The sequence below is a fragment of the Gammaproteobacteria bacterium genome, from assembly GCA_016199745.1.
In the GTDB taxonomy this organism is placed as follows: Bacteria; Pseudomonadota; Gammaproteobacteria; order Acidiferrobacterales; family Sulfurifustaceae; genus JACQFZ01.
In genome coordinates, this window is sequence record JACQFZ010000013.1 from 57107 (window position 1) to 78454 (window position 21348).

Annotated in this window: 17 protein-coding genes; 11 read left to right on the plus strand and 6 right to left on the minus strand. The window is 57.4% G+C overall.

Features of this window, described 5'->3' with window-relative positions:
* Positions 1–15: 15 nt before the first annotated feature.
* Entirely contained in the window at positions 16–579 is a 564-nt protein-coding gene (locus tag HY308_02765) for a redoxin domain-containing protein (protein MBI3897199.1), read from the plus strand.
* A gap of 25 nt (positions 580–604) precedes the next feature.
* Here the strand turns inward: HY308_02765 and HY308_02770 are convergent, their stop codons facing one another.
* The 3 genes from HY308_02770 to hutG form a co-directional block, all read right to left on the minus strand.
* Positions 605–2146, minus strand: coding sequence for a hypothetical protein (locus HY308_02770; GenBank protein MBI3897200.1), 1542 nt, complete (start codon positions 2144–2146; stop codon positions 605–607).
* A gap of 481 nt (positions 2147–2627) precedes the next feature.
* Positions 2628–4013 (minus strand): formimidoylglutamate deiminase, encoded by a 1386-nt coding sequence (locus tag HY308_02775; GenBank protein MBI3897201.1) that lies wholly within the window; start codon positions 4011–4013, stop codon positions 2628–2630.
* Between the two features lie 10 nt (positions 4014–4023).
* Positions 4024–4833: an N-formylglutamate deformylase gene (gene hutG, locus HY308_02780; protein MBI3897202.1), complete on the minus strand. Its 810-nt coding sequence runs from the start codon at positions 4831–4833 to the stop codon at positions 4024–4026.
* Positions 4834–5265: 432 nt separating this feature from the next.
* Here hutG and phaC point away from each other — a divergent pair, with 432 nt between their 5' ends.
* The 4 genes from phaC to HY308_02800 all read left to right on the plus strand — a co-directional run bounded on the left by phaC (position 5266) and on the right by HY308_02800 (position 10514).
* A complete protein-coding gene (phaC, locus tag HY308_02785) occupies positions 5266–6915 on the plus strand; it encodes a class I poly(R)-hydroxyalkanoic acid synthase (GenBank protein ID MBI3897203.1) in 1650 nt (549 codons plus the stop codon).
* A gap of 214 nt (positions 6916–7129) precedes the next feature.
* Positions 7130–8305: an acetyl-CoA C-acetyltransferase gene (locus HY308_02790; protein MBI3897204.1), complete on the plus strand. Its 1176-nt coding sequence runs from the start codon at positions 7130–7132 to the stop codon at positions 8303–8305.
* Positions 8306–8411: 106 nt separating this feature from the next.
* Positions 8412–9155, plus strand: a complete 744-nt coding sequence (gene phbB / locus HY308_02795) for an acetoacetyl-CoA reductase (protein MBI3897205.1) — start codon at positions 8412–8414, stop codon at positions 9153–9155.
* 270 nt (positions 9156–9425) lie between these two features.
* Positions 9426–10514, plus strand: a complete 1089-nt coding sequence (locus HY308_02800; protein MBI3897206.1) for an alpha/beta hydrolase — start codon at positions 9426–9428, stop codon at positions 10512–10514.
* 44 nt (positions 10515–10558) lie between these two features.
* Here HY308_02800 and HY308_02805 read toward each other — a convergent pair whose 3' ends face one another.
* A complete protein-coding gene (locus HY308_02805) occupies positions 10559–11632 on the minus strand; it encodes a class III poly(R)-hydroxyalkanoic acid synthase subunit PhaC (protein ID MBI3897207.1) in 1074 nt (357 codons plus the stop codon).
* Between the two features lie 35 nt (positions 11633–11667).
* Positions 11668–12852 carry a class III poly(R)-hydroxyalkanoic acid synthase subunit PhaE gene (gene phaE, locus HY308_02810; protein ID MBI3897208.1) on the minus strand — a complete coding sequence of 395 codons (1185 nt, stop codon included), beginning with the start codon at positions 12850–12852 and terminating at the stop codon, positions 11668–11670.
* Between the two features lie 245 nt (positions 12853–13097).
* On the opposite strand from phaE, the gene phaR reads away from it, so the two are divergent.
* The 4 genes from phaR (at position 13098) to HY308_02830 (ending at position 15372) form a co-directional block, all read left to right on the plus strand.
* Positions 13098–13568, plus strand: a complete 471-nt coding sequence (gene phaR, locus HY308_02815) for a polyhydroxyalkanoate synthesis repressor PhaR (protein ID MBI3897209.1) — start codon at positions 13098–13100, stop codon at positions 13566–13568.
* 139 nt (positions 13569–13707) lie between these two features.
* Positions 13708–14109, plus strand: a complete 402-nt coding sequence (locus HY308_02820; protein MBI3897210.1) for a phasin family protein — start codon at positions 13708–13710, stop codon at positions 14107–14109.
* 87 nt (positions 14110–14196) lie between these two features.
* Entirely contained in the window at positions 14197–14940 is a 744-nt protein-coding gene (gene phbB, locus HY308_02825; GenBank protein ID MBI3897211.1) for an acetoacetyl-CoA reductase, read from the plus strand.
* A gap of 51 nt (positions 14941–14991) precedes the next feature.
* Entirely contained in the window at positions 14992–15372 is a 381-nt protein-coding gene (locus HY308_02830) for an aspartate 1-decarboxylase (GenBank protein MBI3897212.1), read from the plus strand.
* A gap of 35 nt (positions 15373–15407) precedes the next feature.
* On the opposite strand, the gene aceK is transcribed toward HY308_02830, so the two are convergent.
* Positions 15408–17258: a bifunctional isocitrate dehydrogenase kinase/phosphatase gene (gene aceK, locus HY308_02835; GenBank protein ID MBI3897213.1), complete on the minus strand. Its 1851-nt coding sequence runs from the start codon at positions 17256–17258 to the stop codon at positions 15408–15410.
* Positions 17259–17455: 197 nt separating this feature from the next.
* Between aceK and HY308_02840 the strand changes: the two genes are divergently transcribed.
* Both HY308_02840 and HY308_02845 read left to right on the plus strand, forming a co-directional pair.
* A complete protein-coding gene (locus tag HY308_02840) occupies positions 17456–19105 on the plus strand; it encodes a hypothetical protein (GenBank protein ID MBI3897214.1) in 1650 nt (549 codons plus the stop codon).
* 55 nt (positions 19106–19160) lie between these two features.
* Positions 19161–20540, plus strand: coding sequence for a serine hydrolase (locus HY308_02845; protein ID MBI3897215.1), 1380 nt, complete (start codon positions 19161–19163; stop codon positions 20538–20540).
* Positions 20541–21348: the final 808 nt, after the last annotated feature.

Below are 21348 nucleotides of genomic sequence, written 5' to 3' on the forward strand. Positions count from 1 at the left end.
GAGTTGAGATTGACGATGAACGAGAAAAATTTAACGGCGCCTGAGCTTCAAGTGAGCCAGTGGTTCAACAGCAAGACAGATCTGACGCTTGCCGGGCTACGCGGCAAGGTGATCGTGCTCCATGCTTTTCAGATGCTGTGCCCAGGCTGCGTGCAGCATGGAATCCCGCAGGCGCAACGCATTGCCGAACAGTTTCCCAGCAGCGACGTTGCCGTGGTCGGTCTGCATACCGTTTTTGAGCATCACGATGCCATGACACCGGTGGCGTTGGCGGCGTTTATCCATGAATACCGGCTGACGTTTGCCATCGGTGTCGACGCCGCCGGCGAACCGAACGGCGTCCCGCTGACGATGCAGGCCTATCAGATGCAGGGAACGCCCAGTCTTATTCTTGTGGATCGCTGCGGAAAAATCCGTTGGCATAAGTTTGGTCATGCGCCGGATTTGCAGGTCGGGGCAGCGGTGGCAACGCTCGTGCATGAGTCGACGGTTCGCAGCATAAGCGCGACCCCTATCGGCGCTGACCAACAGCAGCGTGTTGCAGATGGCGGTTGTAATGAGGATATGTGCATTATTTAGCACAGCACCGACATGGTTGTAGCCACTACGCTCGGCTGTTACGAACGAACAACCAATGACGTGCCACCGCTTTCAGATTGGCGACGGTCTTGCCGAAGCGCGTCGTGCGGCAGTGCGGGTTGATCGGTTCGCCTAATAGCTCCGGCCAAGTGCGTTCGATGAATCGGCGGAACAAGGAATAGTTCGGTGCCCGGCGATAGCGCTCATCGACGCCGAGCAGGACGGTGAACAGTTCACGACAGTTGTAGGGCGTGAAGATCTCGCGCCATGCGATATCGAATTCGAGCTGGGTCATTGCCAGCCAGTTGCCGTAGTCTTGTTCCCATTCGAAAAGATCGAGCAGCTTTACATGCGTTTGCCGGCCGGCATCGGCCAGCCATTCGCTGAAGTGGTGTACCAAGAAGGGTTGGGTCGAGCCATATTCGAGCCATGCCAGCAACTCTGGTGTGAAATGTACGTAGTCGGCATGCGGCAACTTCGCACGGAACGGGCAGCGTCCGACCTCGGCGCCGCTGCCGGTCAATGTCGCGCGGCTGCGTCCGAAGCGTTGCAGCAGCGCTTCGGCGTCGTGACCGTAATGATCGTGCGCCAGGTAAACATTGTTTTTGAACTGCCAGCTAAACTCCGGCGTCATCGTCGGCGCGGCGCGGATGATGTCGTGCGGCAGCCGCAGTGTTTTGAGAAGACGCGCGGGGATGTCGATATCCGGATGACGATCGGACAGTTTTCCTTGGCGCACGGTAATGATTTCTACTTGATCGACGATTCCGCGAGCCGCCGCGAGCACCACGCGGCTATCGAGCCCGGCAGTCAACGCCAGCGTCAACGGGAAGCGGTTCGCCGCCGCTCGAATCGTTCCCGTCAGAAGAATGCCGAATCGATCAAGCGCCGATTTCGCGGTTAGTCGTTCGATCGGAGCTGTCGGCCAGTAGCGCTCGGCGTTGCCGGTTTGCAGATTGAGACGGTGATTCGGCAAGAGATGTTTTAGCTCCTTGAACGGCGTCGCTGCCGCCGGCCAGCGCGACTCGGACGTGCGGCGGAATGTCTGTGAATCCATGTATTGCTTCGCCGATTCGTCGACGACGAGTTCCAAGACCTCGCGGCCGATTCCCGGTTGCGACATTGCCCATAGCGCGCCTGTTTGTGCCGGGTCGGTGTAGAATGCCTGGCGCAATCCCAGTGCATCGTGGAATAAAAAGACGTCGCGCTCGTCTGCGGCAATTAATAACCAACGACCGCCGAGACGGTTAGTCGCGGTCATGAGCGATTCGTGGGTTCGAAAATTATCCAGCAGGTCTTGCAGAATTTCGCGGTTGCCGGCGTCGGGGTTCAGCGGATCGAGCAGATGTCCGAGTAGCGTTAACTCGCGGCTGCCGGCAGTAATCTGCGTGCAGCTGACGGTCGGATGTGCGGTCAGCTTGAGGTGTTGCGTCACCGAAAAATGTTGCCACTCGCGCAGCGTGTCGACGAACCTCGGGCCCAGCAGAAATTGGCTGACATAGCGATCGGCGTTGGCTACCGATGTTGGTGCAGTTCGTTGCTTGTGTGTCGCGTCGAGCGTGATCATGGGAGGGCCTCCGCTGTTATGGAACGGATGTTCGCCGGTCGCTCGTTGTTTTCATAGCGGTGTTGCCAAAGCCGTGAACGCTTTAGGGGCAAGCCGTCGCAGTGTCGTCATTCGGCCACTGGGGATTTTTACCGATAGTAGGTTTTGTCCTATCGCAGTAGGGTGAACCTCGTGAGTCGCTAAGGCTCACATCAGACTACTAACCTCAATATGGAGAACACCTGATGATTCATGCAAAAGGCTGCAGCATCGGAGGCGGCGGGCAACCGTCGGTAGGAGGTGGAGGACAACCCACCGTCGGTGGCGGCGGGCAGCCGCCGACAGTGCAGGGCGGTGGTGGACAGCCACCTACATAAGTTAGCCGGCAGAATTGTCGGAGATTGTCTTTTTACTCGTCTAATTTAATTCCCACCTTAGCTAATAGCCCTCACCTTCCTGGTGAGGGCTATTTTTTTTGATACGTCTGGTTTGTGGACGAGCGTTAGAACGTGCGCGCGAACAGTGTCGTCAGCGATTTTCGGAATCGATCGAACACGACGGCTTCATCGCTATGCCGGCCGTCAATGATGACAGGGCGGCCGCCGACGTAGACGTCGCGAATACAGCTGCTATCGCCGGCGAACACATACGACGTTAACTGATCGGCTCGCGTGCGACCGATCAGCTTGGGATGGTCGGCGTCGAGCACGAGCAGATCCGCCGCTGCACCGATTGCAAGACCATCGCCTACCTGTCCAAGTGCCGCGGCGCCGCCGCGTTGTGCCGCTCGATAGATTCCTTCGCCGATCGAACCTTCGCCGAGGCGCAGCAGATTTCGCTCGCGCCGCTGCAAGCGCTGGCTGTATTCCAACCAACGTAGTTCTTCGTGCACAGCGACGCTGATCTGGCTGTCGGAGCCGATGCCGTAGCGGCCGCCGGCCGCGAGATACGGCAGTATCGGAAACAAACCATCGCCGAGATTGGCCTCGGTCGTCGGGCACAGGCCGACGACGGCACCGCTCGCGGCCATGCGCGCGATCTCGCGGTCGTCGACATGGATGGCATGCACTAAACACCAACGCCGATCGACCGGTACGGCGTTGAATAGCCAGTCGACTGGGCGCTGGCCCGACCACGCGATGCAGCTGTCGACCTCGGCAACTTGCTCGGCGATGTGAAGGTGGATCGGAGCGGTTGCGTCGATCGTTGTCATGCCGCTGAGCGTCGCTTGCAATTCGTCCGGTGTGACGGCGCGCAATGAATGCAGCCCGAGACCGACTGCCAAGGTGTCGGCGCCACGCGCGTGCGCCCGACAGCGTTCGATAATTGCCAACAGGCGCTCGACCGGATTGATGAAGCGCCGCTGCCGTTCGGTCGGCGGTTTGCCGCCGAAGTCGGAGTGACAGTAGAGCGTCGGCAGCAGCGTTTGCCGCAAGCCGACTGCGCGCGCCGCTTCCATCAAGCGCAGGCTCATCTCCGCCGGATCGGCGTAGGGTGTGCCGTCGGCGGTGTGATGTAGGTAATGGAACTCGGCCACCGAGGTGTAACCGGCTTTCAGCATCTCGATATAGAGCTGCATGGCAATTGCCGACAGATCGTCGGGCGCGACCTGAGCGGCCAAGCGATACATCGTCTCGCGCCAGGTCCAAAAGTTGTCGGCGGTGTTGCCGGCGCGTTCGGTGAGACCGGCCATGGCGCGTTGAAACGCGTGCGAGTGCAGGTTCGGCATGCCGGGTACACACGGGCCGGTGGCGCGCATCGTTGCTTGCGCCGGCGTGCCCGATTCGGTAGCGGCAATTTTGCCGTCGACGGTGAAGTGCAAGACGACGTTGTCGTGCCAGCCGTCGCTAAGTAATGCCGATGGGCAATAGAGCGATGCGGGATTCATCGCTGGGTTCTCATGCGCTGCGGCGAATCGCCTGCGCTTGCGACCACGCAAGCAATGTCTGTATGAAGCGGCGCAGATGCCGTTTCATCGGTGTGGCCCGGCATTCGTCATACGAAAACGGCGGCGCTTCGTCCATGTAGCCACATTGCGCCAACTCGAGCTGAACGGCGTGCCAACCGGCCGAGGGCTGTCCGTAGTGACGAGTGATGTAACCGCCCTTGAAGCGACCGTCGAGTACCGAGGCGAACGACGCGGCATTCTGCAGTACGTCCAGTAAACGCTGTACAAGTTCGGGTGCAGCGCTCCGTCCGTCATAAGTGCCGAGATTAAAATCGGGCAGGCGGCCGTCGAACAGGCGTGGGATTACCGAGTTGATCGAGTGCGTGTCGAGCAACACGGCGATGCCGTGTTGCCGATGGAGCCGCGTCATTTCGCTGTCGAGGCGCTGATGATACGGGCGCCAGTATTGTTCTAATCGGTCGGCGCGCTCGGCGGCATCCGGTTCTTGCCCGGCTTGGTAGAGCGGTTCGCCGTTGAACAGTGTGGTTGGGCAGAGGCCGGTAGTCGTGTGACGATAGAGCGGCTCATCGTCCGGCGGTCGATTGAGATCGATGACGCTGCGCGACAGCGTGGCTTGCAACACGCCGATGCCCATATCAGGCAGAAAATCGTAGAGCCGGTCGACATGCCAATCGGTATCGGGCAGCGAGCGTGCAGGTAAATTCAGTCGATCAATGAAACTGGCGGGGAGGCCGGTGCCGACATGCGGCATGCTGACAAGCACGGGTGTGTTGCCGGCTTGGAATAAGTAGGGATCCATTAGACTCGATAATAGTACCTATAAGATGCAGGCGCGAGAAATCGATTAGTGTTCATGCAGGCTTCGACAAACCTTAACGTTAACGTCCTTATAAAGAAGCAGCACTAAGAACGATGGGTAAAACATCGTCAGTCTCCGTATACTTCGGCTCGTAAGTTCATACGATTAATCTTCGTTGTTCTCTCGACACGGACGTTCGCCGAGTGCCTTCTGTATTGTGCTTTTCTACCTACTCTTCGCGCCGCACTGCGGCAAGTTGTCACACAAGTGTGTTAAATCGGAAGGGCCTGTGGTACGGGCGCTGTAATCGTTGCTTTGCGTTTGGCGCGGAGCACCAGCCGTATGCCCTGCAGCCAACGGCAACTGTGGAGAAATTAGGAAGCAAATTAGTCTAACGATCTGGTATCGCTAAGGACTTTAATCAGTGAGGATATGATGCGACAACGCAAGCAAGGGATAGCAGATGGCGACGCGAACAGCAGCGTCAGCGGCGCCGATTTTATGACAGCAGCGCGGCAGTTAGCGGCGTTGCAGCAGACTTTTTTGGGCGAAGTAACGGCATTTTGGATGGGACTGTCGGCGGTTGCCTATTTTCCGTCGACCACCAAGCTCAACGACAAGCGCTTCACCGATGACGCGTGGAGCGAAGATCCGCGATTCGATCTTATCCGCCGCACCTATTTGGCATATTCCACATTTTTGATGGACACGGTCGATCGGGCACCGCTCGACGATCGGACCAAAGGCCAGATGCGTTTTGCTATGCGCCAGTACGTCGATGCGATGAGCCCGGCAAATTTTTTGGCGACGAATCCGGAAGCGTTGCGGCTCGCCATGGAGTCGGGCGGGCGTAGCTTAAGCGAAGGCATGGCGCTGTTCTTTCAAGATCTCGCCAAAGGCCGAATCTCCAACAACGACGAGGGCGCGTTTGAAGTCGGTAAGAATGTCGCGACTACTGAAGGCGCGGTTATTTACGAGAACGAACTGATTCAGTTGATTCAGTACTCGCCGCGCACGGCCGACGTGCACGCGCGGCCGTTGGTCATTATTCCGCCGTGCATCAACAAGTACTACATCCTCGACTTGCAGCCCGAGAACTCGTTTGTCGGTTATGCGGTCGAGCAGGGCCACACGGTGTTTCTGGTGTCGTGGCGCAACATTACCAACGAGCAGGCGCATTCGACCTGGGATGATTATCTGTCCGCTGGCGTGATGCGGGCGATTGATATCGCATTAGCGGTGACCGGTGCCGATAAAGTCAACGCGCTCGGCTTCTGCATTGGCGGCACTTTATTGGCGTCGGCATTGGCGATCATGAAGGTGGGCGGCCGGGATCCGGTGGCGAGTCTGACGTTGTTGACAACCATGCTCGATTTCTTCGATACCGGCGAGATCGGTCTGTTACTGACCGATCACACGATGGTGACGCGCGAGCTCACCATCGGTAACGGTGGAATCATGCAAGGCAGCGAATTGGCGTTCGTGTTTTCGGCGTTGCGCGCCAACGATTTGATCTGGCCGTATGTGGTTAACAGTTACTTGAAAGGTAAAACGCCGACGGCGTTCGATATGTTGTATTGGAACGCCGACAGCACCAATCTGCCGGGACCGATGTTCTGCTGGTATGTGCGCAACACGTATTTGGAAAATAATCTGCGCGTAGCCGGGAAGGCCGTGCAATGCGGTGTGCCGGTGGACTTATCGTTGATCGATTGCCCGACTTATATATATGCCTCGCGCGAGGATCACATCGTGCCTTGGCGTACGGCTTACGCGAATACGAAATTGCTGTCGGGCGACAAGACCTTCGTGCTGGGTGCAAGTGGACATATCGCCGGTGTCGTTAATCCGCCGGCGAAGAAGAAACGAAATTACTGGACCAATGAGCAACCCAGCGAGCAGCCGGAGCAATGGTTCGAGCAGACGCAGAGCGTACCCGGCAGTTGGTGGACGCATTGGTGCGATTGGCTGGCGCAACGGGGTGGACCGCGGGTACCAGCGCGCACGACATTGGGTAACGATGAATATCTGAGTATCGAGCCGGCGCCGGGGCGTTACGTTAAGAGCAATTGCGAGGAATAAGCCATTCATCTCAAAAAAGGGCTCATTAGGAGTACCAGGCGCCGTGAGAAGGTCGGATTAGGGCAAGAACCAACGATAATAGCGCGACTTAATATAGGTAAGGCATGTTATGACCTGTAATGGGCAGGAGTGACCGTCCGGCCGAGCTGTTGCTATTACAGCCAAGGACGCGGCGGATAAACGTTTTTACATCAACATTCGTGGAGATTTCTCAATGAGTCATGTCGTTATTGTGGCCGCGGCGCGCACCGCTGTCGGCAAGTTCGGCGGCAGTTTGGCGAAGATTTCAGCCGTTGATCTCGGCGCGCACGTTATTAAGGGATTGCTCACCCGCGCCGGTCTGAAGCCGGACCAAGTGAACGAAGTCATCATGGGCCAAGTGCTGACCGCCGGTTGCGGCCAGAACCCGGCGCGGCAAGCGACGCTGCGTGCCGGTCTGCATCATAAGACGCCGGCGCTGACCATCGGCAAGGTCTGCGGTTCCGGTTTGAAGGCGACCCATTTGGCAGCGCAAGCGATCAAGTGCGGCGACGCCGAAATCATCATCGCCGGCGGTCAGGAGAATATGAGCGCTTCGCCGCACGTCCTACCGAACTCGCGCGACGGTTTTCGTATGGGTGACGCCAAGTTGGTCGACACCATGGTCGTCGACGGCCTGTGGGACGTGTACAACAACTACCACATGGGCATCACCGCCGAGAATTTGGCGAAGAAGCACGAGATCTCGCGCCAGCAGCAAGACGAGTTCGCACTCGTCTCGCAGCAGAAGGCCGAGGCGGCGCAGAAGGCCGGCAAGTTCAAGGATGAGATTTTGCCGATCGAAATTCCGCAGAAGAAGGGCACGCTGATCTTCGCTGACGACGAAGGTTTGCGAGCCGGTTCCACCCTCGACGCGCTCGCTGGCTTGAAGCCGGCGTTTTCTAAGGATGGCACCGTGACCGCCGGTAACGCTTCGGGTATCAACGACGGCGCGGCGGCGGTAGTCATGATGTCGGCCAAGAAAGCGGAGCAGCTGGGATTGAAGCCGTTGGCGCGCATCAAGGCGTATTCCTCGGCTGGCGTCGATCCGTCGGTCATGGGCATCGGCCCGGTGCCGGCGGCACAGTTGTGCCTGAAGAAGGCCGGCTGGACCCACGAAGAGTTGGACCTGATGGAAATCAACGAGGCGTTCGCCGCGCAAGCGATCGCCGTCAACAAAGAAATGGGATGGGACACGCGCAAGATCAACGTCAACGGCGGCGCTATCGCCCTCGGCCACCCGATCGGCGCCTCCGGCGCGCGTATCCTGGTGACGTTGATTCACGAGATGATCCGGCAGGACGCCAAGCGCGGGCTCGCGAGTCTGTGTATTGGCGGCGGTATGGGTGTGGCGCTGGCGATCGAGCGCTAAAGCGGTAAGGTCGCGCGCCGAAGAACGCCCCATGACCCCGGGCGTCTTCGGCGTAGTAAGGAAGATACAAGGATGAATATACATAGGCCTAAGGAGGGCCACGCGTATGGCACAACGAGTAGCATTGGTTACGGGCGGAATGGGTGGTCTCGGCGAGTCGATCTGCACCAAGTTGTCGGATGCCGGTTATCGCGTCGCCACCACCTTTTCGCCGCGTAACACCAAGTCGGAGGAATGGCTGACACAAATGCGGACCCACGGTTACAGCTTCTTCGCTGTGCCGTGCGATGTCGGTGATTACGACTCTTGCCAACGGGCAGCGACCGAGGTGCAATCGAAGTTGGGCGCGGTTGAGATCCTCATCAACAACGCTGGTATTACCCGCGATATGACCTTCAAGAAGCTAGACAAGCCCAATTGGGACGCGGTGATCAATACGAACTTGAACAGTCTGTTCAATATGAGCAAGCAGGTGGTCGATGGTATGGTCGAGCGCGGCTGGGGCCGGGTGATCAACGTTTCCTCGGTCAACGGTTCCAAAGGTGCGTTCGGTCAGACGAACTATTCGACGGCAAAAGCCGGCGTGCATGGCTTCACCAAGGCGTTGGCGCTCGAAGTGGCGCGCAAGGGCGTAACCGTTAACACCATCTCGCCCGGTTATATCGGAACGAAGATGGTGATGGCGGTGCCGAAGGATGTGTTGGAAGGAAAGATCCTGCCGCAGATTCCGATCGGGCGTTTGGGTAAGCCGGAAGAAGTCGCTGGGTTGATCGTTTATCTGGCGTCGGAGGATGCGGCGTTCTTGACCGGCGCCAACATCGCCATCAACGGTGGGCAGCATATGCAGTGAGCGATCGGTTGGGTCACCGCGCCTGATCGTCGTGACGGAACGCCACTTGGCTCGTTGAAAATTTTTCTCGTCATTCCGACGAGCGCTCTGGTATCGGGTGATTCCTTTACTAGAATAGGTGGCAATCGCAATTGCGAGGGTTGATGGAGCGCGATCGATTGTGATGACCCTGTATATTCGTGAGTGGGCCGCCGCATGAGTGCATTGGCGTGGGTCCTCAGTGCCAGTGTGGCGATAGTGGGCGGTGTTATCGGTTTCTTGAAGTGGAAGATGCCTCGGCAACGGCAGGGCACCACGGACGAGGAACTGGTGTTCCAGCGAGCACAGGAGCGGGATGCTCAGCTCGATTTTCCCGGTGCTGATTCGTCGGCGGTAACTGCACCAGCACAGCCCCGACTCAATTCCTTCCTTAGCCTCGGTCCCGGCGGCTTTCACCGGGTCGCCTATACCGAATGGGGCGACCCGAACAGCACGCATATCGTCGTCTGCATGCACGGCTTCACCCGCAACAGCCGTGACTTCGACGTGTTGGCGGCCAGCTTGGCCGACCGCTGTCGCGTGATCTGCGTCGATGTCGTCGGTCGTGGTACCAGCGATTGGCTACGCGATAAGGACGATTACGACTTCTCGCTGTACATGACCGATGCGGCGACGCTGCTGGCGCGGGTAATGGCGTTACCGCTTAAAACGCGCAAAGACGACGATCCGGCGCTTGCTGCCAGCGTCGATTGGGTCGGCACGTCGATGGGCGGGTTGATCGGTATGATGCTCGCGGCTAAAGCCAATACGCCGATCCGGCGCCTGGTGCTGAATGACGTCGGTCCGTTGGTGCCGTGGCGCGGTTTAATGCGCTTGAAAGATCTGCACGCCGGGCTGCGATCGCGTTTCAAAAATCTCGAGCAACTCGAAGATTGTCTGCGTAGGATCTGCGCCGACTTCGGCCCGATCGACGACAAGTACTGGGAACAAATCGTCATCCACAGCACGCGCCAACTGGCTGACGGCGACTACGTGCTCGCCTATGATCCTGGCATCATGAGCAGCATGCGTCATTCCCGTCGCGGCATCGAATTCGGCAACGATTTTCTGTCCGGTGTCGATCTATGGCCGATGTGGGACCGCGTGCGGTGTCCGACGTTAGTGCTGCGCGGGGCGCGTACCGATTTGCTGATGCGATCGACCGTCGACGAGATGCGCCGCCGTGGTCCGGCGGTGCGGGTTGTCGAGTTTCCGGGGATTGGTCATGCCCCCTGGTTGATGGCGGACGACCAGATCGACGTCGTTCGCGAATTTTTGCTGACGTCGACATCGCCGCCGCAGATACAGCAACTCGCGACTGACGATCGCCGCCGGGCGTAAAAGAAAACGCGTGGGCAACAAAATACGTTGCCCACCTTACATAATTACTGGTCTGAACGCTTGGCAATCCAAGCACCGATGGCTGGCGGCACTTCCCGCTGCGCACGACCGCTAACGTAAATGCCAACGTGACCGCCGTTAAACGCGACCTCGGTGTAATCTTGGGTGCCGATGTGGTGTTTCAACGCTAGCGACGCCGCCGGCGGTACCAAGTGGTCTTCGGTAGCGTAGATATTCAGCACCGGCATCGTCAGCTTCTTCAGACTCACCTCTTGATCGCCGATACGCAGGCCACCTTTGATTAGCTTGTTCTGCTGATAAAAATCCTTCGTGAACTGGCGAAACGCTTCGCCGGCCTGGTCAGGGCTATCGAAGATCCATTTTTCCATGTGCAAGAAATTACGGGTTTTCTTCGGGTCGTCGAGCTGCTCGGCCATGTCCAAATATTTCTGGCCCATGAGTCGAAAGGGCTTGAGCATCAAGAAGGTCGAATTGAGTAACTCGCCCGGAATGTTGCCGTAGGCGTTGACTGCCGCGTCCACATCCACATGCCGTACCCACTGCGACAGCATGTTGTCCGGTGTTTGGAAGTCCACCGGTGTGACCATGGTGATGAGGTTGCGCACTTTGTCGGAATGCAGAGCGGCGTAGCAAAGGCTGAAGGTCCCCCCTTGGCAGATACCGAGCAGGTTGATCTGCTTCAGCTTGTGGCGCCGGCAAATAACGTCGACACAACGGTCGATGTAGCCGTTGATGTAGTCATTGAGATCCAGGTAGCGGTCGGCGCGGTCGGGATAGCCCCAGTCGATGAGGTAAACATCGAGACCGGCGTCGAGTAGGCCGCGCACCATCGACCGGTCTTCCTGCAGGTCGGTCATGTACGGCCGATTGACCAACGCATACACGATCAGCAGCGGTATTCGGTTTTGCGTTTTGGCGGTCGGCGATTGGAAGCGGTAGAGCGTCAGTTTGTCTTCCTGGTACACCGCTTCCTTCGGTGTCGCGCCGGTGGGAATTTCACCGAACTCGAGCAAATTCTGCAGGCCCTTGCCAAGTTTCTTCGAAAAATTCGTGATTTCTTCCAGCGCTTGGTCGGGTCGGATCTGCACATTCAGCATGGTGCGATCTCCTAAAGTGAGGGTCGTTTAGCGGACTAGCGGTTTTTGGATTTGCGACCACGGGGGCGCGGATGATGCGATCCGGTTGATGGATCGGGCGCGACCGGCGGGTGGGTTGAACCCGTCGTCGGTGCCGAAGCCGTTTGTGACGGCGTGACTTGCGAAGTCAAGTTGACGGCGGCACCGGCCGGTGTCTTATCCTCGAGCAGTTCCTTGATCTGCTCGATCTCGGCGCGCAGCGCGTGATTTTCGCGCCGGGTTTCGTGCATGCGTCGGTGCATGGAGTTCACTTCGCGTCGTGTCGGCATGTTCATCCCTTCGAGCATCTCGTCCACCAGCAGCGAGCCGTGATGCTTTACTGCCATTAACGTGTTTACTAAACGACCGTGGAGCAGGGAGTATTCTTCCGACATGACGTACTTGGCATAAATTTCTTCGCAAGCATCGACCCAGAGATCGTAGAGCTTGCGCAGCGTATCTATCGGCGCATCCGCCGGCTGTTCGCTCAGCTTCCTGCGGAAGTTTTCGATCGACTGAGTGCCGACGCGGGCGAAGCCCAGTTGAGATTCCTGCAGTGTTCTACCGTAATCGAGCATCAGCCGTAGGAAACGCTGATGTTGGTCTTGGGCTTCACGCGAATAACCGACTGCCGGAATTGCCAGGAAACGATCGATACGGTCGCTCAGTCGTCCCGATACGCGTGCCATCCCTTCGTCCTGCACCGCCTGTAGATAATCGCCGGGCAGAGGTAACATCGATGACCACGTACGCTGCCACGTATCGAATGGCATGTCCCAAAGCGCGCGCGCGTTGCGCAAGCGCCGATCGGTGCGTCCGGTTGTCGTTTCGCTGACAGCGCTGAAGCTGCTTTGCAGATTGCTGAGCCATTGGTCGAGCACCGTGCCCGGATTTTGCGGGTCACCGCCGACCAACCGTTGCGCCATCGTCAAGTAGGACTGGCAGACCAGCATCATCTGTTCAAAGAAATCTCGCGCCGTCGACGGCACCGCCGCCGATATCGCGCCGTGCCAACTCGACAGGTTATCGACCCAGGTGGCGGCAGCTGTGTCCTTACTTCCGCTGGCGTTACTTAGGGTTTGGCGCGTGAAATTCAACCATGCGTCCCAGTATTTTTGTTGCGAGACCAGCCAATCACGGCTGTCGGTAATGGAAGCGGAAGTCTTGGAATTGGTTCGAGCAGAGGTTTGACGATCATTCATGGGCTCTATCCCTAAGTCATGGAGTAATCGAAAAGGGGGGCGTTTTGGCAAATTTCGCCAGTGAAATCCATGTTAACATAGCGTTTGTGCATCGCAACAAAAAAGGACTGCACTGTGTAAGGTCGCCGCGCAGCGCGCCCGCCTAATCGACGAGTGGTAGGGCAGTGGCATGAAGTCGTAAGCTCGTGGAGCGAACCGATGCGTCATCATGCCCAATTCAAATAAATGCGAAATCCGAAAAAACCATGACCGAACCACGAATCATCAAGAAGTATCCCAACCGTCGGCTGTATGACACCGAACGGAGTTGTTACATCACCGTCGACGATGTGCGTACGCTGGTGCTCGACGGCGTCGAGATCAAAGTGATCGACGCGCAGACGGAAGAGGACATCACTCGCGGCATCCTAATTCAAATCATCACTGAACATGAATCGGGAAATAAAGGGGCTTTTACCACTGAAATGCTGGCGCGTTTTATCCGTTTGTCGAACGACGCCGCGCGCGATGTATTCTCGCGTTACCTCGATCAAAGCATGCGTTTGTTCCTGGAACAGCAACAAATGTTGAGCAAGCAAATGCAGGAAGCGTTGAGCGGCAAGGCGCTGACGGGAATGGCGAAACAAAATCTCGAGTTTTGGCAGAGCCTGCTTAAATCCGCCGCCGGTGTGCCGCCAAAGACGCCGAACGGTAAAGCCGGTAAGCGCTCGAAGTGAAGAGTGGCACGAGCGCATATTCCCCTAGCGCACGTGCCTTGACTTCCCTAGATACGCGCCGTATTGTTGCAGTGCATCAATTTTCAGCAGTCCCCCAATAGGAAGGATTCCTTTTTCCAATCAACCTAGGAGATGCATCATGGCTAACAACGGTCATCACTACGCCGAAATTTTCAACCGTCTGGGCGAAACCGTTCTCGAGACGACGAAGCAGATCGCCGAGATCAATGTTCGCGCTGGCGAGAAGTTACTTGAACAGCAGGCCGAGCTGGCGAGCCAGTGGGTCAACGCCGCTACCCGTAACGTCGATCTGGCCGCCAAGGCGATCGGTTACCAGGAGCTGCTGACCGGGCAGTCGCAGATCGCGCAGGAATACGGTCAGCAGGTGCTGGCGAACTATCGTCGCGCCGCCGAGGTCGTCAACGAGGCGAGCAAGCAGGTTGCCGAGAAGGTGGGAGAGGCGGTGCGTTCCACCAGCGACGAAGTTCGGCAAACCTCGCGCGAAGCAGGACGCGAAGGTCGTGAGCAGCGCCCGCAATAGCAATATCGCTGCGGGACCGTATCGAGCTAATGCCAACTGAGCCGGCGGACATCATCATGTCCGCCGCTTCAATAACCGGGAGGCGGTGTGCAGCGTAAAGTCGCCCTAGTAACCGGCGGTACCGGCGGTATCGGTACCGCCATTTGCCGGGAGTTAGCGCAACAGGGATGTCGAGTTGTCGCCGGATATGTTCCAAGCGATCGTGAGGTGGCGGAATCCTGGCGTGAAACCCAACGTACATTAGGGCACGATGTCGGTGTCGTCGCCGGCGATGTGACTTCCTTCGAGTCGAGCGGCGAGATGGTGCGCGAGGTCGAAGCGAACGTCGGTCCGATCGATATCTTGGTCAACTGTGCCGGCATCACGCGCGACAAAACCTTGCGCAAGATGGAAAAAGATCAGTGGGACGCGGTCATCAATACCAATCTCAATAGCGCGTTCAACGTTACTCGACAGGTGATCGAAGGTATGGTGACGCGCGGATACGGACGCATCGTCAACATCAGTTCGGTCAATGGCCAGCGCGGTCAATTCGGCCAAACGAATTATTCCGCGGCTAAAGCCGGCATTCACGGTTTCACGATGGCGCTGGCGCAAGAAGTTGCCAGTCGCGGTGTCACGGTGAACACGGTATCTCCCGGATACGTTGCAACGTCGATGGCGTTAGCGGTGCCGGAAGAGATCCGCAAGCAGATCGTCGCGCAGATTCCGCTCGGGCGTTTAGCGACGCCGGAAGAGATTGCCTTCACGGTCGGGTTCTTGGTCGATACGCGGTGCGCGTATGTGACCGGTGCCAATATTGCCGTGAACGGCGGGTTGTACATGTCGTAACGCCGCTCGCCTGCGGTCACGGCAAATATCAATAAAAATGAGGGTGGGAATATGCGTCGCGTCATGCTGCGGGCCAAACTGCATCGGGTCAGCGTCACTCATTCTGAGCTCGACTACGAAGGTTCGGTTGCGATCGACGGTCGATTACTCGATGCTGCCGATGTTCGCGAATACGAGCGCGTCGATATTTACAACATCCGCAACGGCGAGCGTTTTTCCACCTACGCCATTCGTGCGCGCGAAGACTCCGGCATTATTTCCATCAACGGTGCCGCCGCGCATAAAGCCAACCCGGGCGACCTCGTCATCATCGCCGCCTACGGCGAGTTCGACGAAGCCGAAGTCGGCTCGCACGAGCCGCGGCTGCTTTATGTCGATAGCAAGAACCGCATCACGCACACGCGTAACGCCATTCCGGTGCAAGCGGCCTAGTTGTGAAGCTCGATATAGACGAAGGAACCGATTCTTTAGCGTTGCTTCTCCACGGTCGCCGCCACCGGTGCTGTCGACACTTCCGCCACACGTCGGCGATGGGCCCCGAATGAATTTTGAAAGCGAATCGCCTCGGCGTACGGGAATACGTCTTCGATGATGCCGTGGCGCAACTTGTCTTGCTTTGCCTCCCAGAACGCCGGCTCGAGCAGATCGGCGTGATATTTTTTGAAGACCTCGCGTAAACGCGGATCGCCCAGCAGGAAAGTCGCGAATTCTTCCGGAAAGATGTCGTTCGGATCGACCGGATACCAAGGCTCGGCCGACAGCTCGTATTCCGGCGTCGGCGCCGGCGGAATACTGCGGAAATTACACTCGGTGAGATACGACACCTCGTCGTAATCGTAAAACACGACTCGACCGAGACGGGTGACGCCGAAGTTTTTGAACAGCAAATCGCCGGGAAAAATATTAGCCGACGCCATTTGCTTAATGGCGTTGCCGTACTCGATGACGGCGCGCTCCAGCGCCGGGGCATCGGCATAGTCCAGGTAAATATTGAGCGGCGTCATACGGCGTTCGATGTAGACATGGCGAATGATGACCGAGTCGCCGGCATCTTCGAACGAAGATGGCGTCAGTGTGCGCAGCTCGTCGATCACTTCCTGCGAGAACCGCGCCTTCGGCAGTGCCACCTGCGAGTACTCCCACATGTCGGCCATGCGACCGACGCGGTCGTGGTATTTGACCAGCTGATACTTCGCCTTCACGTTTTCGCGCGTGGTCTTCTTCGGCCGGCCCATGACGTCGCGGATGACCTTGAACACGTACGGATACGACGGCAGCGTGAACACCACCATCACCAAGCCCTTGATGCCCGGGGCGATGATGAACTGGTCGCGCGAGTGCCGCAGGTGATGCAGGAAGTCGCGATAGAACAGCGTCTTTCCTTGTTTCTGCAATCCCACCATGCTGTAAAGCTCGGCCTGCGGTTTGTTCGGCACCATCGTGCGCACGAACGACACGTAGGCCGACGGCACTTCCATGTCCACCAGAAAGTAAGCGCGCGAAAAACTAAACAACACCGCCAGCTGATCCGGCTTGAACAACAGCGTGTCGATATACAGCTGACCGTTGGCGTCGCGCAGGATCGGCAGCGCAAACGGATGCGGCCGGTTGCCGTTAATCACGCGGCCGATCACGTAAGCGCCTTTGTTGCGATAGAACAGCGAGCCGAGCACCTGGATTTGGCAATCGGGCTCGGCCCAAAATGGCCGCGGCAAATAAGCGCGGGCAGCGAGGATCACGCGCCGGATATCCCGCTGTACGTTGGCGAACGGGCAGGCGAGGCCGTAGTCGGCGATGATCTGCAGCAGACATTTACGCAGCCCTTCCGTCAGCGGGTAGTAGCTGCGATACGACGGCGGGTCCGAGTCCATGTGCTCGGTCGAAACGCCCGGGCGCACGAAAATGAAATCGTTGCGGAAGTAGTCGCGGTGCAGAATCTTGCAGGATACCGAATTGAAGAAGGTCTCGGCGCATTCGGGCTGTTTGTGATCAGCCAGTAGCGCGACGAACTGCTGTTTGATCTGTTGCCAGTCGGTGTTTTCCAACTGGGCGACGTTGAATTCCCCGCGCAAACGTTCGACCGCTTTGAGCACGTGTTGGTCGTAGAAGGCAATCCGCCGGCGCACCGCAGTTTGGATACCATGCCAGTCGCCGCTTTCGAAGCAGCTTTTCGCTTGTTGCGACACATACCGGAACCGCTGGTAATGCGCGTTGAACCCTTCAAGGATCGTGCGGGCGATCGCGCGCGATAGGGGGGTGGCGCGGCGGTCGTGTGGGATGTTGGGCTCGCCGGCGCTGTTTTGCGGTTTTAGCGTCATGATTGTTTAGCTATATATAAGGATAGGGCGCTGCCAACTGTACCGCGTTCAGTTCCTGCGCTCTCGGCGGTAGAGCGAGAGGGGGAGCGTACGACTATAGCCGTTGGTCGTATCGCCATGTAAAAAATAGCTCATTATACTGCCGCGCCATACGGACTATCACCGGCGGGGGCCGCTACCTCCGCAAATGAGGGAACATGACGTCGGGACCTGCTGCTTCTCCCTGCAAAAAGCTTGTCGTACTGGTGGTCCATGGTGTCGGCGAGCAACGCTGTTTCGATCAGCTCGAAACCATCGCCGGCAACATCTTCCGTGCCGTTAAGAACAACGGCCGCGAGCCGATTGTGCAAGTCCATTTCGCCGACCAGGTCGTGCGTTGCGCCGCTGAGCATAGTTGGTGTGAGACACCGGTATCTATCCGTTGGCAGCTGAACGACGACAGTGCCGCTGACGACAAGTCAGCGACGAGCGCCAATGGCTGCGTCGAAGCCTCGTTCCGCGAAGTGCACTGGGCCGATCTCGATGTCGAACTCAACTTCGTTGGCTGGTGGAAGTTCGTCGCTTGGGCGTTGAGCATCATGGGCGTGCGTTTCTTTCCGAAGAAATGGCCCGGCATGCGCTCGCCGCGACGTCTGCCTGGCGCTCGGCAATTTAGCGTGCGCGCCAAATTGTTTTTCCTATCGTTCTTCTTTCTGATGTTGCTCGGTACCGTCGGTTTACTCGATATCGTCCTCAAGCGCTTCTCGGTACGCATCAAGCTCATCGAGCACGCCTATAAATTGTTTTTCGATTATCTTGGCGACATCAAACTCTATCAAGATTGGTTTCTGCGTTCCGACACGCGACCGGAAGTCATCGGCAAAAAATCGCGTGTGGCCATTCGTCAACGAATGGCGCGAGCATTGCTGCGGATGGCGTCGGATGTGATCGACGACGACAGCATCGATGGCTTTTATATCGTCGCCCATAGTCTTGGGACCGTCGTCGCGTTCAATGTATTGATGGACACGGAGTTGACGTTACCGTGTTACTTGACCGAGCGCGAGTGGAAAAATCTATCGGACCGCCTAAAAAAATCCGAGCCGCAACCGCCACCACCGCCAAGGCACGAATGGCCGATGCGCGGTCCTTGGCTCGATCCTTATAAAGGCGGCTACGCTGCCATCGATCGCGCAGTGTTGTTTAAAAAGTTTCGCGGCTTCTTGACGTTGGGTAGTCCGCTCGATCGCTTCGCCGCCATTTGGCCGGCGATTGTGCCGATCAATGCGCAAAGCGTGCCGGTGCCGGTGCCGTGGATCAATGTTTACGACGTGCAGGACCCGATCGCCGGCGGCGACATCAAATTCTTCGACTGTAGCGCGCAAAAAACCGACATTGGCGGATTGAGCAAACCGGTCAACATCGCCTGGCCGGATCGGTTCTGGTTTTTCCGTGCGCACAATTCTTATTGGAATACGTGCAAAGGCAAAGAGCGCTTGATGGACGCGTTGATGCACTGGATCGAAGAAAAGCCATTCAAGCTCAGCGCGGCGTGTTCGGATGCTGCCAAGAGGCGCGCGAAATTTCTGAAGATTTGGTATTTGTGTACGCTCGCCGGCATATCGGTGATATTGCTGTTGGTGTTCGCCATACTGGTACGGTTGGGCACCAAGCTGATACGGCCGATACTGGAAGACTACAAGTTACTGCAACCGCTGGCGGTCTGGCTCAAGGCCAACTTTATCGATCCACCTCATTTAGAGACGATTCCATTCATTGCCTGGTGCGCGACACTGGTCGGTATTGCGCTGATCGTTTCTTGCTCCATCGTTCGTCGCCTTTGGGAGCAGGCGAAGTTCGACCGATAGTGCCGGCAAGACGGATACGATAGCCTGATGCTTCTCCCACTTGTTGTAGGGATGCATGGCTTCACGGTTGCGCCGATCGCTCTGGTTCATCGTCGTCGTAGCGCTGATTGTGGCGCTCGCCATCGTCGGCCGTCTGCTTAGTCAGCTGCTCGGCATCGCTTCCGCCCACAGCGCAAAAACCCTGTGTTCCGCCGTGTTCGTCTCCGGTCGCACGCCGGCGAGCGTCATGGCCGATGAGTTGGGACCGGAAGTGCATCCGCTGCTGGCGTATGTCGACACGACGATCGATAACGTTGCCCGCACGGTACACGCGAAACTCTTCGGCATAATCGAACGTACCGCCATGTTCCGCGACCGATACGGTTGCACCGTCGTCTATAACAACATGCGCGCGCTCAAACCTTTGCCGGCATTGGCCGCCCGACGCGTGACCGCTTGGCCGCAGGGCGAGGGCACTGATGCCACTCAATCCGATCATCGTCTCGACGCTGTGCTCGATCGCGCTTTTGCCGATCCCGACCCGACGCTACGGCGCCGTACACGCGCTGTCGTCATCGTTCACAAAGGTCGCATCATCGCTGAGCGCTACGTACCTGGTTTCAATAAAGACACACCGATGGTCGGTTGGTCGATGTCGAAGTCGGTCATGAATGCGTTGGTCGGCATGCTCGTCGGACAAGGCAAGCTTGCGCTTAACGCACCAGCATCAGTGCCCGAGTGGCAAGCGCCGAAAGATCCACGCCGGCAAATAACGCTCGATCATTTGCTGCGTATGTCGAGCGGGCTGCGCTTCGTCGAGAACTACGCCGACCCGCTCAAAGACGTCACCTTCATGCTGCTCGCCGCGCCCGACATGGCTGCCTACGCCGCCAACAAGCCACTCGATTTTCCGCCCGGTACTCACTGGCAATATTCGAGCGGCAGCAGCAGCATCATTGCCCGCATCATTCGCACAGCTGCCGGCGAGAACGATTATCTAGAATTCCCCCGGCGCGAATTGTTCGAGCCGCTCGGCATGTCGACCGCCGTCATCGAACTCGACGCCGCCGGTAACTTTGTCGGCTCCGCATCCGTATACGCCAGCGCCCGCGACTGGGCCCGGTTCGGTCTGCTGTACCTTAATAATGGTAAATGGGCCGGCCGCCAACTATTGCCGCCCGACTGGGTGACTTACACACGCACACTGACGCCGGTGTTGCCCAATGGCAAGTACGGCGCGCACTTCTGGTTACGTTTGCCGGAGGAGTACGTCGGCCCAACCACGAACACCGCCGCCATCCCGCCCGATGCGTTCCACGCCGTCGGTCATGAAGGCCAATTCGTCAGCATCATTCCGTCGCGCGAACTCGTTATCGTTCGCCTCGGCCTGACGCGGTTGCCGGCGCAATGGGATCACGCGGCGTTTATTAGTGATGTATTGGCGAGCTTGCGTTAGTGCGTTTCCATATACGTCGGCAGTTCTGCGAGAGAGGTGACTTGCTGCGGAGAAGGGCGATGTGATGCGTTTTAGCGCACCGTGCACTCGGTTTGCTGCATGTGAACATGACCGACAGCATCCAGCAGGCGCGGTTTTGCCATAAACCCATCCCTGAATTATTGTTATGTAACGGCTACCTTAAAAAGTACTATCTACTTGATCTGATTCAGATCAAGTTTTATTAACCCGTAAATGATCTGTTTCAACGGGTCATTTAGGACGTCTAGGACGTCGAATAGTAGTTATATGTTCTAAAGACCCGCATGCCGCGAGCTGACCTATCACAACATTTGGTTCATTGGACTAAGGGAATAAATTACGACGAGGCATTTAATCTCCTTCGTCATATTGTATTTGAGCGTCGAGTTCTCGGTTCCAATGCATTCATCCGGGGTGAATGGACATGCGTTTGTTTTACGGAGGCTCCCGAAACTGCCTTTCATCAAATTGCTGGGAAATATAAACCGTTTGGAATTCAGCTTCCGAAGCATTGGTTATTTGAGTTAGGAGGAAGACCTGTCATATATCAAACTAATGGTGAGTATGATCAGTTGCCAGAGGAATTGAGATGGCGTCATGTGCGATACGAGCCGCATACCAACCCGCCTTTTGAATCAATAGGGTCGAATCAATAGGGTCAGACTCGAATGGCACTTACTTAATTTTCCGCGCATGCCCATACCGACGAACTTTTTCTCTAGCAACAGTTCGTGATTGAGTCAGCAATGGAAACGGTTTAGGTCGTTGCTTGATGGCACGGGGCTCA